This window comes from Streptococcus porcinus, from assembly GCF_901542335.1.
GTDB classification, from domain to species: Bacteria; Bacillota; Bacilli; order Lactobacillales; family Streptococcaceae; genus Streptococcus; species Streptococcus porcinus_A.
Genome location: NZ_LR594036.1, coordinates 691,829 through 710,978, shown reverse-complemented (window position 1 = coordinate 710,978; position 19,150 = coordinate 691,829). Strand labels below are relative to the sequence as shown.

General features: G+C 41.4%; 19 protein-coding genes. 4 read left to right on the top strand and 15 right to left on the bottom strand.

Translation table 11 applies throughout. The features are described 5' to 3' along the window. Window positions 1–61 precede the first annotated feature (61 nt). From FGK96_RS03420 to lepA, 5 genes are all read right to left on the bottom strand, one after another. Window positions 62–1,237: an Mbeg1-like protein gene (locus FGK96_RS03420; protein WP_138081368.1), complete on the bottom strand. Its 1,176-nt coding sequence runs from the start codon at window positions 1,235–1,237 to the stop codon at window positions 62–64. Window positions 1,238–1,300: 63 nt separating this feature from the next. Further along, complete coding sequence (locus FGK96_RS03415) at window positions 1,301–1,762, bottom strand: GNAT family N-acetyltransferase (RefSeq protein WP_138081365.1); 462 nt, start codon at window positions 1,760–1,762, stop codon at window positions 1,301–1,303. A gap of 19 nt (window positions 1,763–1,781) precedes the next feature. Next, complete coding sequence (locus FGK96_RS03410; protein ID WP_138081362.1) at window positions 1,782–2,435, bottom strand: HD domain-containing protein; 654 nt, start codon at window positions 2,433–2,435, stop codon at window positions 1,782–1,784. After that, window positions 2,432–2,884 carry a peptide-methionine (R)-S-oxide reductase MsrB gene (gene msrB / locus FGK96_RS03405; protein ID WP_138083492.1) on the bottom strand — a complete coding sequence of 151 codons (453 nt, stop codon included), beginning with the start codon at window positions 2,882–2,884 and terminating at the stop codon, window positions 2,432–2,434. The genes FGK96_RS03410 and msrB overlap by 4 nt, the downstream gene beginning before the upstream one ends. Window positions 2,885–3,040: 156 nt before the next feature. Next, window positions 3,041–4,873: a translation elongation factor 4 gene (gene lepA / locus FGK96_RS03400; protein ID WP_138081359.1), complete on the bottom strand. Its 1,833-nt coding sequence runs from the start codon at window positions 4,871–4,873 to the stop codon at window positions 3,041–3,043. A 213-nt stretch (window positions 4,874–5,086) separates the two neighbouring features. Between lepA and FGK96_RS10435 the strand changes: the two genes are divergently transcribed. Further along, on the top strand, window positions 5,087–5,524 hold the full coding sequence (locus tag FGK96_RS10435; protein ID WP_172601587.1) for a hypothetical protein: 438 nt from the start codon (window positions 5,087–5,089) through the stop codon (window positions 5,522–5,524). A 51-nt stretch (window positions 5,525–5,575) separates the two neighbouring features. Here FGK96_RS10435 and ndk read toward each other — a convergent pair whose 3' ends face one another. From ndk to cdaA, 9 genes are all read right to left on the bottom strand, one after another. Beyond that, a complete protein-coding gene (gene ndk / locus FGK96_RS03390) occupies window positions 5,576–6,010 on the bottom strand; it encodes a nucleoside-diphosphate kinase (protein ID WP_138081356.1) in 435 nt (144 codons plus the stop codon). Window positions 6,011–6,257: 247 nt separating this feature from the next. Then, entirely contained in the window at window positions 6,258–6,902 is a 645-nt protein-coding gene (locus FGK96_RS03385; RefSeq protein WP_138081353.1) for a TIGR01906 family membrane protein, read from the bottom strand. Continuing rightward, on the bottom strand, window positions 6,902–7,666 hold the full coding sequence (locus FGK96_RS03380) for a TIGR01457 family HAD-type hydrolase (RefSeq protein ID WP_138083490.1): 765 nt from the start codon (window positions 7,664–7,666) through the stop codon (window positions 6,902–6,904). Before FGK96_RS03380 ends, FGK96_RS03385 begins: the two co-directional genes overlap by 1 nt. Before the next feature lie 10 nt (window positions 7,667–7,676). After that, on the bottom strand, window positions 7,677–8,411 hold the full coding sequence (locus FGK96_RS03375) for an acyl-ACP thioesterase domain-containing protein (protein ID WP_138081351.1): 735 nt from the start codon (window positions 8,409–8,411) through the stop codon (window positions 7,677–7,679). Window positions 8,412–8,421: 10 nt separating this feature from the next. Continuing rightward, complete coding sequence (hemW, locus tag FGK96_RS03370) at window positions 8,422–9,552, bottom strand: radical SAM family heme chaperone HemW (protein WP_138081348.1); 1,131 nt, start codon at window positions 9,550–9,552, stop codon at window positions 8,422–8,424. Between the two features lie 44 nt (window positions 9,553–9,596). Next, window positions 9,597–10,265, bottom strand: a complete 669-nt coding sequence (locus FGK96_RS03365; protein WP_138081345.1) for a GNAT family N-acetyltransferase — start codon at window positions 10,263–10,265, stop codon at window positions 9,597–9,599. A 66-nt stretch (window positions 10,266–10,331) separates the two neighbouring features. Continuing rightward, complete coding sequence (glmM, locus tag FGK96_RS03360) at window positions 10,332–11,684, bottom strand: phosphoglucosamine mutase (protein WP_138081342.1); 1,353 nt, start codon at window positions 11,682–11,684, stop codon at window positions 10,332–10,334. Between the two features lie 58 nt (window positions 11,685–11,742). Next, window positions 11,743–12,699 carry a YbbR-like domain-containing protein gene (locus tag FGK96_RS03355; protein ID WP_138081339.1) on the bottom strand — a complete coding sequence of 319 codons (957 nt, stop codon included), beginning with the start codon at window positions 12,697–12,699 and terminating at the stop codon, window positions 11,743–11,745. A gap of 2 nt (window positions 12,700–12,701) precedes the next feature. Then, window positions 12,702–13,547 (bottom strand): diadenylate cyclase CdaA, encoded by an 846-nt coding sequence (gene cdaA, locus FGK96_RS03350; protein WP_138081336.1) that lies wholly within the window; start codon window positions 13,545–13,547, stop codon window positions 12,702–12,704. Window positions 13,548–13,648: 101 nt separating this feature from the next. Between cdaA and murT the strand changes: the two genes are divergently transcribed. Together murT and gatD are read left to right on the top strand one after the other, a co-directional pair. Next, entirely contained in the window at window positions 13,649–14,992 is a 1,344-nt protein-coding gene (gene murT / locus FGK96_RS03345) for a lipid II isoglutaminyl synthase subunit MurT (protein ID WP_138081333.1), read from the top strand. Then, entirely contained in the window at window positions 14,992–15,780 is a 789-nt protein-coding gene (gene gatD / locus FGK96_RS03340; protein ID WP_138081330.1) for a lipid II isoglutaminyl synthase subunit GatD, read from the top strand. The genes murT and gatD overlap by 1 nt, the downstream gene beginning before the upstream one ends. A gap of 69 nt (window positions 15,781–15,849) precedes the next feature. On the opposite strand, the gene FGK96_RS03335 is transcribed toward gatD, so the two are convergent. Next, on the bottom strand, window positions 15,850–17,373 hold the full coding sequence (locus tag FGK96_RS03335) for an LPXTG cell wall anchor domain-containing protein (protein WP_138081327.1): 1,524 nt from the start codon (window positions 17,371–17,373) through the stop codon (window positions 15,850–15,852). A 572-nt stretch (window positions 17,374–17,945) separates the two neighbouring features. On the opposite strand from FGK96_RS03335, the gene FGK96_RS03330 reads away from it, so the two are divergent. Beyond that, the gene (locus tag FGK96_RS03330; RefSeq protein ID WP_138081324.1) at window positions 17,946–19,112 is read left to right on the top strand and encodes a YSIRK-targeted surface antigen transcriptional regulator; all 1,167 of its coding nucleotides are present in this window, start codon (window positions 17,946–17,948) and stop codon (window positions 19,110–19,112) included. Window positions 19,113–19,150 lie beyond the last annotated feature (38 nt).

Here is a 19,150-nt window from a genome sequence, read left to right as displayed (position 1 = left end):
ACTAACCCTGGGAGGCAGGTCAAGCAGAAAGCGTAGAAGCAAAAAAGCCCCTGTATGCCCCTTACAAAAGCTTTATTTTTGTTCCTTTTTTTAATAACTGACTGATACGTGCTTCAATTTTTTCTGTCACTGCTCGTTTCCGATAGCCAGTATAGTCATGGATAAGTTGACGGATGGATCTCAGCATGATAATCTTTTTTGCTTGATCAATAGATTGCAGAGAACTAATAACGTTAAAGAAAGTAAGAAAGGATTTTTCATCAAAGGAAAAAGCATTTAAGCTCGTGATGCCACTAGAAATGAGCGTGTCAAAAAAACTATCACATACCAATTTTAAATCGTGTTTTGACAATTGCTGCGTCCAATCTTTAAAAGTTTTCTCCAAACTGAGACTTAATTCTGTTTGCCTTGGTACTGTCAGCAACTTACCCTCTAAATCGACCTGCCAATTACAAGTTTTATGTTGCAAAACACCATAAGCTGAACTTTTAACGACCTTAGGTTTGACATCGCAATAGAGCATAACCCCAACTACGGACTCTTGGGGCCTTATTAGAACTAGCCGATCACGTATAGCTTTATAGGAGTTCCTCTGTAAAAGTTCCTCGGTTAAGCCTGGTGAATCTAAAGCGTATACTTTTTTGATTTTTTCTTGCAAACGCGGTAAGAGAAAACAAGAAGCATACAGAGCTAGATTGCCTCCCTTTGAATGACCCGTTACCAGAACCTGCTGAGAAGGGTGTTGTTCAATATAGGATCTAAGATAGGAAATGGCTGAGCGTTGAGCTGGTATCTCCGACATATAAGTCAGTTTGAAATCTTCTTTCCAGCCAATCAAGCTATCATCTGTTCCTCTAAAAACAATCTGAACATGATTAATACTCGCTATAGTGAAAACCATAGCAGCAAATTGTTTTTCAAATTCGCTATCCACCTCATTAACGTAATGGGATAAGGTCAAATCTTGAAAACGCTGAGAAGCTTGGATTGCCTCAAACAATTCCAACCTCTCCTTCGTAATCAAATAATTATAAATGGTTTTTTGGCAATCGATAGGGCTATCTTTTTTGATGTCTTTAATTTTCACCTCAGTCTTCTCATCAATGCTAATTGCTGCCAAATCATCAAAAGAAAGGTAACCAATTTCATTAATGGCAATAATATCCAACTCATTTAAAGGTAAACTTTTAAATGATCTTTTAGACTGTTTGATAATATAATCCTTCAATATAGGCAATACTTCACCTTCTTTCTATCCTAACGTCCATTCTATTCAAAAGACAGGAAATCAACTGCTACTTTAGAGAATTTTTTCCATCTGAATTTGCTGAGGTGTAAAGCCCGCTTTATCATAAAAATGATAAGCATTCTGATTGGCATGCCAAACATTCAAGGTGACATTATAAGCACCATGCTCACGACCATATTTTTCTGCAAACTGTAACAATTTTTGACCTATCCCTTGATGGCGAACTTCTTGTGCAAGACACAAATCTTCAATGTAAAGTGATTTCCTCGGATAGCGTACACTATTGTCAGAAACTTTAAATTCTAAAAAGAGATGACCAAGTACCTTTCCCTCTTCTTCATAAACAAAAATCGGTTTTTGAGGATTTCCTAAAAGCTCTACCAAAACTTCCAGACTAAATTTTTGGGAGGCCGGCTTAAACAAGTCTGGCCGAATCTCATGGTGAACCTGTGAAATCTCACGTAAAAGTTTCTCAATGCCTGATAAGTCTCTTCTTTCTGCTAAACGTATCATTACTGTCCTTTCTAAGTGGCTAGCGCAGCCCATCCCACTCAGCATAAAATTCTTCTAAGTATAACTCTAGAAACTGATGCCTTTGCTGGGCTAATTGACGGCCAAAGTCCGTATTCATATCATCTTTGAGCAGTAATAATTTTTCATAAAAGTGCATAATAGCCGTGTCTTGACCATTGCGGTATTGCTCCACTGTTAGGTTAGTACGAGCTTGTCTTTCTGGATCGTGTATCAGTCTTCCTTTATGACCAGAATAGGCCATGCAACGCGCAATACCTATGGCACCGATGGCATCCAGTCGGTCTGCATCTTGGACAATTCTAGCCGAGAGAGATGTCAATTTTTGACCCTTGCCCGCCTTGAAAGAGATATGTCGTGTAATGTATAAAATATCCGCAATCTCATCTGCACTAAGAGCTTTAGACTGTAAAAAGTCTACAACTTCTTGGTCTGCTGCTTTTGGGTCGACATTGAGCTTCTCATCAGCTATATCATGTAACAGCGCAGCCATTTGACAAATAAAAAGATCTGCCCCTTCAATCTCAGCCATGGTTTTAGTAGTGTTGACCACGCGTACAATGTGCCACCAGTCATGACCACTAGTCTCGTCAGCAAGTTTTGCTTTAACCCATTCTGCCGTTTGGGCAAGAATGCTCTCTTGATTGGCCTTCATCTGTTTTCTTGCTCCTCATTTGGAAAGAGATCTAGGTATTGGGCGTAGCCTTCTGCTTCCATCTGATCATAAGGAATAAAGCGAAGAGCTGCTGAATTGATGCAGTAGCGCAAACCTCCCCTTTCCTTGGGCCCATCATTAAAGACATGTCCCAGATGAGACTGGGCCTTGCGGCTACGCACCTCAACCCGATGCATGCCAAAGGAAGAATCATCGTGATTCGTGACCAGCCTATTCTCCACTGGCTTGCTAAATGCTGGCCAACCACACCCTGACTGGTATTTATCAAGAGACGAGAATAGGACCTCTCCACTAACCACATCAACGTAAATCCCCTTTTCAAAAAAATTATCATACTTACCTGTAAAAGCTGGCTCTGTGACTGCTTCTTGGGTCACCTGATAGGCCAGATCACCAATGCGCTTGCGCAAAACTTCTTTTTCTTCCATAACTAATCTCCTTACTACAATTGACTTTTTTATTATTGTAACAAATTCTCTTTCTATTGCCTTCAAGAAAAACTTTCTGTAAATCTTTTTTATTTCGTCACACTCTCGCTACCTCATAAAAGCATTAAAAATAAAAACCCACTTTGCAGTGAGTTCTTATTTTTTACTATCGTCATCCATTGATAGAACGCTTAAGAAAGCTTCTTGTGGAACTTCTACCGATCCGATTGCTTTCATCCGTTTTTTACCAGCTTTTTGTTTTTCTAAGAGCTTCCGTTTACGGGAAACATCGCCACCATAACACTTAGCCAAAACATTTTTACGTAAAGCCTTGATATCAGAACGAGCGACGATTTTTTGGCCAATAGCTGCTTGAATTGGAACTTCAAATTGTTGACGGGGAATGATCTTTTTTAATTTTTCAACAATAAGTTTCCCGCGTTCATAGGCAAATTCTCGATGGACGATAAAACTTAAAGCATCAACTTTTTCAGCATTGAGTAAGATATCCATCTTAACCAACTGTGATTTACGATATTCGGAAATCTCATAATCAAAGCTGGCATAGCCTCGAGTTGATGATTTCAGCTTATCAAAGAAGTCAAAAACAATTTCTGCCAGAGGAATCTGGTAAATGACATTAACGCGGTTATCATCAATATAATCCATGGTAACAAAATCACCGCGCTTCCTTTGGGCTAATTCCATAACGGCCCCGACAAAGTCCTGAGGAACCATGATTTGCGCCTTAACGTAAGGCTCCTCAATACTTTCAACCTTGGTTGGGTCTGGGAACTCAGACGGATTTGAAACTGCAATCATATCGCCATCTGTGGTATTGATATGGTAAACCACAGAAGGCGCAGTCATAATCAAATCAATATTGAACTCACGCTCCAAACGCTCTTGAATGACGTCCATATGAAGAAGCCCCAAGAAACCACAACGAAAGCCAAAACCTAAAGCTTGCGACGTTTCTGGTTCAAACTGTAAGCTAGCATCATTTAACTGCAACTTTTCCAAAGCTTCGCGGAGATCATTGTATTTGTTGGACTCAATTGGATAGAGACCAGCAAAAACCATTGGGTTCATTTGTTTATAGCCATGCAGAGGTTCAGCAGCAGGATTGTTAGCAAGCGTTACCGTATCACCTACACGGGTATCTGCCACTGTCTTGATGGAGGCCGCAATATAACCAACATCTCCTGTTGCTAAGAATTGCCGACCTACCGTTTTTGGGGTAAAAATCCCGACCTCAGTAACATCAAAGGTTTTACCATTCGACATCAACTGAATCTTATCACCTGGTTTAACCACACCATTAATAATCCGAACCTGTAGAATAACCCCACGGTAGGCATCATAAGCTGAATCAAAGATTAAGGCCTGCAAGGGGGCATCCACATCGCCAGTCGGCGCTGGAACCTTTTCAACAATTTGTTCTAAGATTTCCTCAATTCCTATCCCAGCCTTAGCAGACGCTAAAACTGCTTCAGAGGCGTCTAAGCCAATCACATCTTCCACTTCTTGACGGACGCGTTCTGGATCAGCAGCTGGTAAATCAATCTTATTAATAACTGGTAAAATTTCAAGATCATTATCTAAAGCCAAATAAACATTAGCTAAGGTCTGAGCTTCAATTCCTTGCGCAGCATCAACGACCAAAACTGCCCCTTCACATGCAGCAAGAGAACGTGATACTTCATAGGTAAAATCTACATGGCCTGGGGTGTCAATTAAGTGCAAGATATAAGTTTCACCATCTTTAGCAATATAGTTTAATTCAATAGCATTAAGCTTAATAGTTATCCCACGTTCCCTCTCAAGATCCATAGAATCTAAAAGTTGGGCTTGCATTTCCCGTGAAGAGACTGTTTCCGTCTTTTCTAAGATACGATCGGCTAAGGTCGACTTCCCGTGATCAATATGAGCAATAATCGAAAAATTTCTGATTTTTGCTTGTCGCTGTTTCAATTCTTGACTATTCATTTTTTATTTCAATTCCTATACACATTTTTCATTATCCCTTATTATAGCAAAAAAGTGTAAAGACTGCTATAAGAATGAAGAATCAAAGGAATTGAAATAAACATTGCAAATTCTGATTTTTAAGAATTTTTTAATCAAACTGCTATCACTTTGTAAGCTGACTGTTACAGGAGATGCAAAATATTTCTTAATTATTCTGATATAATTACATTTATGAAAAAACTAAACCTCAGTGGAGAGAGGTTCGGTCGACTAAAAGTTATTAAGAAAACCGAAAAGAAAGCTGGCAATAAGGAATTTGTCTATCTTTGCCGTTGTGATTGTGGGAAAATCATAGAATCCTATACCTCATTATTAACAAGAGGAAAAACAAAATCATGCGGATGTCTTCACCGAGACACACGCATGACTGATTTAAGCTCCTTAAATGCTAAAAAACAGCTAACTGACGGAGTAGAGTTGGACATGTTTGACAACCGATACAATAAAAATAATACTAGTGGCTATAAAGGAGTCTACAAACATGGAAAAGGCTATCTTGCCCGTATGTGTGTTAAAGGCAACCACTATCATGGACCAACACGTCAGACAAAGGAGGAAGCTTACCTAGACCGCAAGGCTTTCGAAGAAAAATTATTACCAAAAAACTAAGTAAGTAAGATAGTTTTATAAATGCGAAAACGATAGCATTCATCTATCGTTTTATTTGCTGTCTTCAATTACTCCACCAAACCAAAGTTCTATCTCCCGCAAAGCAGAATCTTGCGAATCAGAACCGTGAACACAATTCATCATAGGACCATTAGCTTCCGGAGTCTGAGCCAAATCTCCACGAATGGTTCCTGGTAAGGCATTTTTGGGATTGGTTTCTCCCATCATCGCACGCCATGATGCTATAACATCACTGCCTGAAAGTATTCCAATTAAAAGAGGACCACTCATCATGTAGTCAAGTAAAGAAGGATAAAAAGCTTTACCCCTTAGATGCTGATAATGACTATCCAAAAGCTCACGACTTGGTTTTATCATCTGCAGTTGCTCTAGTCTAAAGCCACGTCTCTCAATACGTGTTAAAATCTGACCAACTAGTCCACGTTGAACACCGTCAGGTTTTATCATAAAAAATGTTTTCTCCATTAACAGTCTCCTCTTATTTTCTCTCATTATAGCAAAAATGTAAGGGTTTGCATACAAAAAGAATAAATTCGCCATTGATGGTAATAACAGAACACTTGTATTGGAATCATTCAAAATAACATAGCAACAAGTTAAAATAAGGTTTATCCGTCAACAACTTGTAAAAGTGTGCACCGATTCGGTGCTTTTTTTGTGCTTGCTCCTCGATTTAACAGTTTTCTCCTGATATACATAAAAAACAAGCACGTTAAAATGCTTGTTTTCTGTTTGTAGGTACCCTTCTTCTACTCACCCAGTAAAGGCCTAGGAGGAATACTTCATAGGTAGTAAGAAAGAGGATGAAACAGTGCATAAAAAAGGTTTCGGGCAGAATCCAAATAATAGGATCTGTTAAGGGGTCAAATACCCAGTTATCTTTGCCTGCAAAGAGGAGTTTATGGAAGAAAATAAAAAATTGATCAAAACCAAAAAGGACTGCCATAATAGCAATAGCAAAGGGAAGCAAAATGGCCATTAGCAGATACTGACGAAAGAGCCCTAAGCTTTTATGTTTAATGGTTTGACTAAGAAATAGCAAAGCAGGAATACTAGTAAGAAGAAATAGAGCTTGTGCTATTTGAAATAGTCCTTTGACATCAGCGAAATGGGCTAGGCCAGCTTTTGAGGCGGTGAAGCTAGCAAAATGCAATTCCTTGACCAAAGGGTTGGTCAGGTATTGCATTAATCCATTAAAGTTGTAAAGAATTGACTTTTTTGTCATATAGACTGCTTGACTAATCTTTAAATAATCCACTTCTAGTGGATAAGCTAACCAGGCTAGGTAAATCGTTACGAGAACAGAAGCTGACAATAGCCATATAAAAGTACTTACTAAACTAAATTTTTCTTTCATCAAACTTCCCATTCATCTAAACTAGCGACAACATAATTAGGTTGAATAGCCAAACTTGCCACTTCTTCAGGCTTTGTAAAGCCAGTTGTCACTAATAAGGTTGCAATATCGTTTTGAATACCAGCCATTATGTCTGTTAAATAATTATCTCCTACCATGAGAGCTTCTGAACGCTCAACTCCTAAAATAGCTAAGGCCTTGTTCATAATAATAGCATTGGGTTTCCCGATAAAGACTGGTTTAACACGGGTTGCTGCTTCTAACAGTGCAACTAGAGAGCCGGCTCCCGGCATCAGTCCTCTTTCGGTTGGAATATTCAAATCAGGATTAGTTCCAATAAAGAGGGCACCTTTAGCAATAGCTAAGGTCGCCGTCGCCAGCATATCATAGGTCACTTGTGAATCCAAACCAACAACGACATAGGCTGGATTTTCTGTATCTTCTTGATAACCAGCCTCTGTAATGGCCGTTTTCAAACCCGCCTCGCCAATGACATAAGCTGTCTTGCCACGCTTCATGTCATCCATATAGTCGACAGTCGCCATTGTAGCTGTATAAATCGTCTCTAAACTCGTCTCGACATGAAACTGTTCAGCTAGCATAGCTTGAACCGTTTCTGGTCTTCTTGTGGTATTATTAGTGACTAGTAAATAGGGAATCCCTTTTTGCTGCAAACGTTTAATAAAGTCTTCCCCAGCTGGAATTCTCTCCTTTCCTTTATAGATAGTTCCATCTAAGTCGATTAAATAGCCTTTATAGCTCACTTTTTCTTCCTTATTTTTCAATCTTTTGCCATTCAATAATAGCTTGCGCATTTACTTGGCCATCTGAGACGATTTCATGTCGTGTGGTTAAATCCTCTTTCACATAGAGTGACCTAATCTGGCCACCCGGAGCCACTTCTCTGATATATTTGAGGCGCAGGCTGACAGGATTATGATGTCTGAGAAAGTCATATCCCAAGCTGTCATAAATCCAATCCAGATATTTACTATTATTGACATGGCCATTCATATCGATATCAAAATAACGGACATGGTAGTCTTTTGACTGGGGATTTTCTAGAGGTTGTGCTTTAAAAGCACGCCTGATTTTCTTGACAAAATCTGTTTGATAAGGAGCAACGACTTCTTTAGGAATAGGGGCTACCTTACGGGTCTCTGGGTCCATCAAAGCAAAGTAGGTCAAAATATCAACAAGTTGGTTGCCCTCTTGATCATAGATATCAAACTGACGATAACAGAATAATTTATTATAAGACAGGGCTTCTGTTTGAATGGTAATTGTTTCATTAAAAAGTGGTAAGCGCCTAATCTTAACTTCGTAATCAGTGATAATCCAAACTAGCTTAAACTGTTCTAATAGATAAGCATCACTACGGCCTAAGGCCTGTGATTGGCGGCCTGAAACCGTCAGACAATAGGCTAGTAATAAAGGTAGTTTGGCATCATGTTTAACATCACATAAGTCAAAGGGCATGGTAAAGCTTTCTTTGTAGGGTAATCCCATGTTAATTCTCCTATTTCAAGATAAATTTTTCTGCTACCGAGTCTCCTAAGAAGAGGCCTCGTTTGGTCATGCGCACTCTTTGCGGGTCATCAACTAATAAGCCTTGTGCTACCAGTTCCTCAACTATCTGACCATACCTTTCTTTAAAAGAATAGGGAAATTTGGCTTCAAATTGAGCAATGGAGACACCAAATTTCTTCCGTAAGCCTAAAAAGAGTTCTTCTTCCATCATCTCCTCAAGGGTCAATACTTCTTCTGTCAGACGGGCATTGCCTTCTTGAACGGCCTTTAGATAGTGTTGGATAGGTACTCGATTACGGTATCTAATCCCGTCTAGATAACCAGAGGCTCCGGCCCCACAACCATAGTAGTGGTCATTATTCCAGTACATGAGATTATGCTGACTGTAGTAACCTGGTTTCCCAAAATTAGAAATTTCATAGTGTTCAAAACCATGAGCTTCCATTTCTTGGATAATGTACTCAAACATTTCAGCCTCGAGGTCCTCCGTTGGTAGGTTTAGTTTACCTCGTCGCATCTTGTTCATAAAAACGGTATGATGTTCTAAAATCAAACTGTATAAGCTTAAATGGGGAATATCTAGAGCAATCGCCTTGGCCACATTTTCTTTGACTTGTTCAAGTGTTTGCCCAGGTAAGGCATAAATCAGGTCAATAGAAATATTACTGAAGCCAGCTGCTTTTAGACTGTTAATAGTCTCATAAATCTGTGCTTCATTATGGCTTCGGCCAATCTGTTTGAGATGCTTATCATTGAAGGTCTGAACACCTAGGGATACACGGTTGACAGCCGATGCCTGCAAGACGGCAATTTTCTCGGCATCAAGGTCCCCTGGGTTAGCTTCAATGGTGAATTCTTCCAAGCTGGCTACATCAAGATTACGAGTTAATTCTGTCAAGAGATAGTCCAGTTGTTGAGCATTAATAGCTGTCGGAGTTCCTCCGCCTATATAAAGGGTTTTTAGCTGGCTAATCTCATAGGAGCGAAACTCAGCAATAAGAGCCTGCAGATAGGCATCAACAGGCTGGTTTTTGATAAAGACTTTAGAAAAGTCACAATAATAACAGATTTGCGTACAAAAAGGGATATGCACATAAGCCGAACTTGGTTTTTTCTTCATAGCATTATTATACCACTTTTCCCAGCTAGGTCACGAGACTAAAATTACTTCTTAGTTGTCGCACTATCCGTAGCCGACTTAGTCATTCTCACAAAATCATAGACAGCCCCATTGGTTTTTTGAGCAAAATGTCCCTCCTCTTTATAGCCACACTTACTGTAAAGTCTCTGTGCCCGCTTGTTAAAAGCTGCCACATTTAGCACAAAGCACTTCACTTGGTAAGTTTTCAAAGCGTAGTCTTCAATAGCTTTTAAAAAGTCAGAGCCATAGGATTGCCCAGTCCACTTAGGCGCCATACCTAGACCAATCGCCAGTTCCTTACCATGCACGACAAAAGAGGCAAAGCCAAAGAGAATCCCATTACGGATAACTTGTACATAAGTGTCCTTGCGGAGATCTGGATTGATTATCTCATCGTAATCATCTGGGTCAGCAGTCAGATTGTAAAAATCGTAGGGACTAGGATACTGCCAATCATTGGCTATAGTTTCAGCAGCCTCTTGACTGAGAGGCATAAGGTAATACCACGGTTTATCCTGCCAAACTTGGAAAAGTTTACTAATGTACTTAAGGCGTCGCCCTTGAACCTCATAATCTTCTGACTGATAGATGTAATCGACATAACCTTTTTGGTACTCGGGAATAATAGTTTGAAAATAGGCAGAGGCTTTGGGATCTAAGCATCTGAGGATTTCTTCTATTTGCGCTTGCAACTTTAACTTCTCCTTTCTATTGTGATTTCCTTATGAAAAAAGTGTCGTAATCACGACACTTTAAGATTAAGCAATTCCAATTTCACGACGAACAACATCAGCAATGGTGTCGACATAATAATCAACTGCTTCGTCAGTTGGTGCTTCAGCCATGACCCGTAGCAGTGGCTCAGTTCCACTTGGTCTTACCAAGATACGGCCGTTACCTTCCATCTCAGCTTCCATTTGTTCAATGATAGCTGCGATAGCTGGGACTTCCATTGCCTTGTTTTTCATGCTGTTTTCAACACGAATATTGACCAGTTTTTGAGGATAGATGGTTACTTCTGCAGCTAATTCTGACAGTGTTTTACCTGTTTCTTTCATGACCTTGGTCAATTGGATAGCTGTTAGCTGGCCATCGCCAGTTGTGTTATAGTCCATGATGATAACGTGACCTGATTGTTCGCCACCTAGGTTGTAGTGTGAGCGACGCATTTCTTCAACCACGTAACGATCACCAACGGCGGTGACTGATTTATTAATACCATGCTGGTCCAAGGCTTTGTGGAAACCAAGATTTGACATGACTGTTGTTACAATGGTGTTTTGTGCTAGGAGACCTTTTTCTGATAGATACTTCCCGATGATAAACATAATCTTATCACCGTCAACAATCTCCCCTTTTTCGTCAACAGCTATTAAGCGGTCGCTATCCCCATCAAAAGCCAAACCAATGTCTGACCCATTTTCAAGGACTAAGGCTTGTAATTGTTCTGGGTGGGTTGAGCCGATGCCATCATTGATGTTTAGGCCGTCTGGGCTTTCTCCAATCACCATGATATCAGCTTGCAAATCAAGGAAGATATCACGAGCTGTGGTCGTTGCTGCACCATTAGCTGTGTCTAAGGCAACCTTCATACCTTCTAGGTCAATCCCTGTTGATACTAGGAATTTTTCATATTTGCGTAGGCCTTCTGGGTAGTCAACCAGTGTTCCCAATCCTTGCGCGCTTGGACGAGGAAGGGTATCTTCTTGAGCATCAAGCAAGGCTTCGATTTCTAGTTCTTGGTCATCAGCTAATTTAAAACCGTCACTACCAAAGAACTTAATACCATTATCATGCGCTGGGTTGTGACTAGCTGAAATCATAACACCTGCGCTAGCATTTTCCGTTCTGACTAGGTATGAAACGCCGGGAGTGGCTAGGACGCCTAATTTATAAACTTCAATCCCTACTGACAAGAGGCCAGCAATTAGGGCAGATTCAAGCATTTCACCAGAAATCCGTGTGTCTCTGGCTACAAATACTCTAGGACGCTCTGTTTCATGTTGACTAAGTACATAGCCACCTAAACGGCCTAGTTTGAAGGCTAATTCGGGAGTTAACTCAAGGTTAGCTTCTCCGCGGACACCATCTGTTCCAAAATATTTACCCATAATTTATCCTTAAGCGTTAAACGCTTCCTCCGTTTCAATTTTCCTTTGATATTATCTATTATTTCTTTTTGGTTGTCAACTGAACAGTCACCGAAGTGGGTTCGATGGAAACGTCATCAGCCTTCAAGGCTATTGTTTTATTACCATCTTTAGTGACATCTGAAATATCGACTTCAGCTAGGACTTCATAAATGTTATCCAAGACTTCTCTTGGACCAGAGATAATTGCTGTTTGTTTTGATAATTTCGGTGTAATAGCACTGAGACTACTGTCTAAATGTCCAACCATGGATAGTCTAATAGGAACTTCTTTAGTTATCTTTTTAATAGCAACCTTGAGATTAGTTTTAGCTGGACTAATGGAACTTGCTAAAACAGTGCCATCAGCAGAAACTGCCTGCAGAGTAACCTCACCACTATAGTTAGCAGATAGTCGCACATCATCCGGGAGTTTAGCCACCACGTGATCAATCATATCAATCTTAGACTCATCACTAGTCACTTCGACCTTATTGATGCTAGTTGAAATTTCAGCAATTTCATAGCCAGGGTTTATTTGTTTTGGATCGGCACTGCCACTGACTGAGAATGTTTTGGTTTTCTTTTTACCGATGGTCACGGAAATCTTATCAGGGGTCACTTTTGCCGCTACCCCAGATGGAAGGTTGGTCACTCTTAATGGAACGGTGACTTTGCCTGGTTTGCTATCACTAAGGTCGGCCACGATTTTAAAGTTACGGGTATCGCTGTTGACCTCAGAGTCGAGCTTAATCCGGTTAGTCGAGGTTAGATAGACTTGGGCCGCATAAGAATACTCACTTATGAAATACTTATCGCTGTCATATTTGAGATCAATGGGAACATCTGTCAGGCTGTGAGTATAGGTTTCAATCGGGCTGTAAATCTGGCTGTTGGTGTTTCGCACATTGCTAGAGGCTGCGGTCAAAAAAAGCGCAATCGCAAAGAAGATTGACACTAAGCCAAGCCATAAACGACTATTTAAAAATTTCTTCATATTTACTTACCTCCCCACCATTTCTTATACCAGATGTTTTTCGAACTTGTTTCTTTAACTAAGTAGGAATGTAAGACCTTTTCAAAATCGGACTTGCTTAAATCATGCAGAAACTCACCTTTACGGGTCACAGAAATGCCTCCTGTTTCTTCTGAAACAACAATGGTAATAGCATCTGAGTTTTCAGATAGACCAATAGCCGCCCGATGGCGTGTGCCAAACTCTTTAGAGATGGACATCGATTCTGACAGGGGCAGATATGAACAAGCAGAAACTACTTTTTCGCCTGAGATAATAACCGCCCCGTCATGTAATGGGGTATTAGGGATAAAAATGTTAATCAGTAACTGATTAGAAATATCCGCATGCAAAGGAATCCCTGTTGAGATATACTCTTGCAAGGTCTGTGTTTGTTCGATAGCAATTAAGGCGCCAATCTTACGAGGGCTCATGTAGGCAACTGACTTGACGATCGCATCTACTAAGCGCTCTTCACCACTCATCAGTTCTTTAGGACGAAAAACTTGAGTCGAACGACCAAACTTTTCTAACCCAGTCCGTATCTCCGGCGCAAAGATAACCACGCCTGCAATTACCCCATAGGTGATGACCTGGTTCATCAGATAAGTAATGGTCGTTAGGCCAATCCACTCGGCGATAAAACGAACAATAATAAATAAAAGCACCCCTTGAACCAAGGACATGATTTTCGTGCCAGCTAGAGCCTTAATAAAACGGTAAATAGCATAGGCAACAATGAAAATGTCCAAGAGATGAATGGTCAACATTCTGGGGTCATCAAACAAACTTAAGATAAACTTGGCATCGATATTACTTAGGTTACTCATACGTCTCGCTTTCTATGTGAAATAGATATCATATATATTATATCACGTTTCCTGAAGATTTTCTTTATCTAAATTTGTGAATTCTATGTTAAAATATAAACATGAAAATGAAAACCATGATGGGCATTACTGCCGGAAAAACGGCACAGGCCGTTCTTAAAAGTATGGGTCGAGGATCGACCTACCCAGGAAAACTAGCCTTAAAATGTGATCCAAGCATTCTTGATAGCTTAGCTAAAGATTACGAGATTGTTGTCGTCACAGGAACTAACGGCAAAACCTTAACCACTGCTTTGACCGTTGGAATCTTACAAGAAGCCTTTGGCCAAGTTTTGACCAACCCTAGTGGGGCTAACATGATTACTGGAATTGTTTCCACCTTTTTATCTGCCAAAAGACCCAAAAGTGGAAAAAAAATTGCCATCTTAGAAATTGACGAAGCTAGCTTACCAAAGGTGACCCAGTACATCACCCCTAGCCTCTTTGTGTTTACAAACATTTTCCGTGATCAGATGGACCGCTATGGCGAGATTTACACCACCTACCAGATGATCCTTGACGGAGCAAAAAAAGCTCCCGAAGCGACCATCTTAGCCAATGGTGACAGCCCGCTCTTTGCTTCTAAAGAAGTGGTCAATCCGGTGCGGTATTACGGCTTTAACACCCAGTCTCACCAGCCTCAATTGGCCCACTACAACACCGAAGGAATCCTCTGTCCGCGTTGTGAACATATCCTACGTTACAAGGAAAATACCTACGCTAACTTAGGCCATTATATCTGCCTAAACTGCCAGTTCGAACGTCCACAACTGGACTACCAACTCACAGCTCTGACCGACCTCAGCAACCATAGCTCAGGCTTTGTCATTGACGGGCAAGAGTACAAGATTAATGTCGGTGGTCTCTATAACATCTATAATGCCCTAGCAGCTGTGGCTGTTGCCGAGTATTTTGGTGTCTCACCTGAAAAGATTAAAGCTGGTTTTGACAAGAGCCGAGCCGTCTTTGGTCGCCAAGAAACCTTCACCGTCGGCCAAAAAAGCTGTACCCTGGTCTTGATTAAAAACCCAGTCGGTGCTAGCCAAGCGCTAGAGATGATTAAACTAGCTGACTATCCTTTTAGCCTCTCCGTTCTCCTAAATGCCAACTATGCAGACGGTATTGATACTTCCTGGATATGGGACGCTAATTTTGAACTTATCAGCCAGATGGACATCACGGAGATTAATGCTGGCGGCGTTCGTCATTCCGAAATCGCGCGGCGCTTACGGGTCTCTGGCTACGACGAAAACCAAATCACCGAGACAGCCAACCTCCAAGAAGTCTTAGACAATATCAAAGAACAAGAAGCTGACCATGCTTATATCTTAGCTACCTATACCGCCATGCTCGAATTCCGTGAGCTTTTAGCCAAACAAGACCTCGTTAGAAAGGAGATGAACTAATGACCTATACCTCACTCCAATCTCCCACTAACCGTGACTACCGCTATGAGCTTAACCTAGCCCACCTCTACGGGAACTTACTGAACACCTACGGTGATAATGGCAACGTCCTCATGCTCAAGTATGTCGCAGAAAAACTAGGTGCCAAAGTCACCGTCGATATCGTCTCGATTGGCGACACCTTTGACCAAGACCACTACGACATCGTCTTTTTCGGTGGCGGTCAAGATTACGAACAAAGCATTGTCGCTAAGGATTTACCAGCAAAGAAAGCTGCCATCTCCCAGTTTATCGACCAAGATAAGGTCATCTTAGCCATCTGCGGGGGCTTCCAATTGTTAGGCCAGTACTATATCCAAGCTAACGGTGAGCTAATCAACGGCATCGGTGTCATGGGCCACTACACCCTAGGCCAAGACAAAAACCGCTATATCGGAGACATCAAGATCCACAATCAGGAATTTAATGAAACCTATTACGGTTTTGAAAACCACCAAGGCCGGACCTTTTTGTCTGCGGACGAAAAACCGCTCGGACAAGTCATCTATGGTAATGGTAACAACAAGGAAGACCAAACTGAAGGTGTCCACTACAAAAATGTCTTTGGCTCCTACTTTCACGGGCCTATCCTCTCGCGCAATGTTAACCTAGCCTACCGCTTGGTAACAACCGCTTTAAAGAACAAATATGGCCCTGAGATTGAGCTTTCTCCCTATCAGGAGATCTTAGCTAAGGAAGTGGCCGAAGAATATGCTGACATTAAGAGCAAGGCTGCTTTTGACCAGTAAACGACTAAAACCTCCAAGGATAATCCTTAGAGGCTTTTTTTGCTCTATATGAAATAAAAGGGAGAAGAATTAGTCTTCTTTTTTAGTTTTAACAGTAGTTGCCAACATACCAGCACCAGCCAATACTGCAAGCGCTGCAGCAGTGAAGAATGGGTTAACGCTGTCACCTGTTGAAGGTAATTGCTCACCAGCCATTTGACCTTGGCCATTTGCTGCTGCCACAGCTACTGGCGCATTAAGGGCTGCAGGCATACCAGCTGCATTACCTTTGCCGTTGTTTGCTGGCGCATTGTGGCCGTTTTGACCGTTCATACCATCGCGACCTGGTTGTCCATTTTGACCATTTTGACCGTCACGTCCTGGTGCTCCTGGTTGACCGTCTTTACCATTGCGTCCTGGTGCTCCTGCTGCACCATCTTTGCCATCACGGCCTGGTGTTCCTGGCAAGCCATCTTTACCGTCTTTTCCATCACGGCCATCTTTTCCTGGCTCACCGTCTTTACCGTTGCGTAGGTTGATTGATGAACGTGTTCCATCTGGGTTTAAGAAGGTAATGGTGTGGCTACCGTCAGAATGAGTTTGTGTTTTAACAACCGGAGATAAGCCATCACGACCATCTACACCGTCTAGACCATTACGACCATCGCGACCATCACGACCATGGCGACCGTCTAAACCTGCACGACCATCGGCACCGTCAGTTCCGTGTTGACCGTCTTGACCTTTACGACCATCTTTTCCATCACGACCTTTTGCACCATCACGACCATTACGGCCAGCTTGGCCATCGCGACCTTTTGCACCATCTCGACCGTCACGACCTGCTGTTCCATCGGTACCGTTCTTACCGTCTTGGCCTTTCATGCCATCTTTTCCGTCGCGACCATTTTGACCATCACGACCTTCAGCACCACGAGCACCATTTTTTCCGTTCTTACCGTTTTTACCGGCTTTTCCTTCCTTACCGTCTAAGCCATCACGACCATTTTGTCCTGGAGTGCCGTCGCGACCGTCACGACCTGCTTCTCCTTTTTCTCCTCGACGACCATCGCGACCTCTTTCACCTTTCTCTCCTCGACGGCCATCGCGACCATCTTGACCTCTTTCACCCTGTAAACCATCTCGTCCATCGCGACCTCTTTCACCCTGTAAACCATCTCGTCCATCGCGACCTCTTTCACCTTGTTTACCTTGCTGTCCATCACGGCCTGCTGGGCCTTGCTCTCCTTGACGACCATCACGGCCTGCTGGGCCTTGTGGTCCTACCGCACCATCGCGACCTGGGATACCTTGTAGTCCCATTGGTCCAGCAGGACCTTCGGGTCCTGAAACCCCTTGAATACCTTGTAAACCTGGTGCTCCTTGAGGGCCCTGGATAAATACTGGATAGTAGCTATTTCCATATTCGTTTCCAAAACCATTATAATGAGATGGCTGATGAATAGGAAATACATCAAAATCTTGTCCCTCTGCTGTTGTACTTGATAATCCTACTGCACACACTGCTGCTAAGAGGACTGATGCTGCACCTAAACGGTATTTACGGTTACCAAAACGTTGCTTTTCAGCTGCGTTTTTAGTCATGTTTGTCATGATTATTTTCTCCTTTATCTACTCCTTCTTCTTTAAAAAGGAAGAAGAGTTTATCATAATAGTTAGTTATGGTAAGTTTCTCAATTAATAATTATTTTTGACATTTTGTTATAATCAAAACATCATTATTAATTTAAAAACTTTTAATAACCGTTATTTATAATGCCATGATTTGCTTTTGGCAACATGATTTTTTCGCTCTTTTTTTGAATAAAATGGTAAAAAAGATAGGATATTTCGCTTTTTCATTTTTTATTCATTTTTTATTCATTTTTATATCATTTTACTAATTTGTGATTTTAATTTTACTCTTTTCTGTGTTAAATTGTATCTAGGAAAGACACTTGTCTATGAGTGGGTCCCTATTATCCTTTATTGGTCGGAACACTCAATATTTTATCCGATAGCAGGTTTTCACAACGATTTAGACCCTATCTTTTTCATTTATATCCTACTCCCTAAGGTTCCGGCCCCAAGCTCACATAATGCTTAACGCCATCACTCACTCATAGGCAGTTGCTTTCTATTTTTTGCTATGAATTAACCATTTAGTTGAAGGACGTGACTCATTTATGCAGCATCATCCAATCTTAGAATCCTTGCATATTTGTTTAAAATTACCCATTATCATTTTGAATCAAGACTTAAAGCTGCTTAAGGCTTTTTTTCATGCTCCGTGTCAGCCCAGACTCACTGCTGACTTGCTAGCTGAGCTAGCTCTGGTTCGTAAACGTAAAAGCTTGTTGCCTTTTACTTTATTAACGAGTCCTTCTGGCCTCAGCTTAGCCCTTTACCCTTTTCATGACTACTTCTTTTTATTTGGTCCCTTTCAATTGGATCAGAAACTGACAAAACTGTCAACTTTGGCTCAGACTCATCCTGTCAGTCAGAAATGTCTGGATCTCGATATAGAGCTTGGGAGTTATCATGTCATGGACAGTAGTCACCTGCTCCATCTCATTCACTATTTCTTTACAAATGAGATCCATTTTCTAAAGACTGAGCAGGCTCAAATGACTAACCAGATCCTCTTAGATATTCGTAAAGGCCTCTCAGAAAAGCTCTTGCAAGAGTGCCACTTCGAAGAAGAGTCTGGCTTTGACTTCGAGTCTCAACTCTTGGAGAGTATCAAAAAAGGCGACCTGCAAAAGGTTCGCCTCTTCCTGAGCCAAGATTTGACCCCCTCCTCCTATCATAAGGACCTGCGCTCGGAGAAAAACTATTCTATCATTCTCTTTGAGAAGCTCTCGCAGCTAGCCATTATGACGGGAGTTGACCAGCACTATGCCCATCATTCACGTGACTATTACATCGACAAATGTGAAGCCTGCCAAAAAGCCTCGGAGGTGCTACTCTTGAGAGAATCGGCTATTATTCTCTTCACCCAAAAAATCGGTCAGTTCAATAGCCATTCCTATCTTATCTCAAACATTCTCCACTACATCAACCAAAATTTATCCAAAAAACTATTGATTGGGACCATTGCTAAGGAGTTTAACTTCAGTGAATCCAACATTCGTAAGCTTTTTCGCAAGGAAATGGCCTGTTCTATCCAGCAGTATATCAGTCGCAAAAAAATCGAAGAGGCTAAGATTCTCTTACGACAACAAACGAGTGTCACTGAAATCAGTAATACCCTGGGTTATTCTGATGCTGCCCACTTCTCACGCAGCTTTAAAGCCATGGTCGGCATGTCACCCAAACAATTTCAAACGGCTCCTATCAGAGATATTGTCTAAGGCTAACAAAAACCAAGCTCGCTTGACGCGAACTTGTT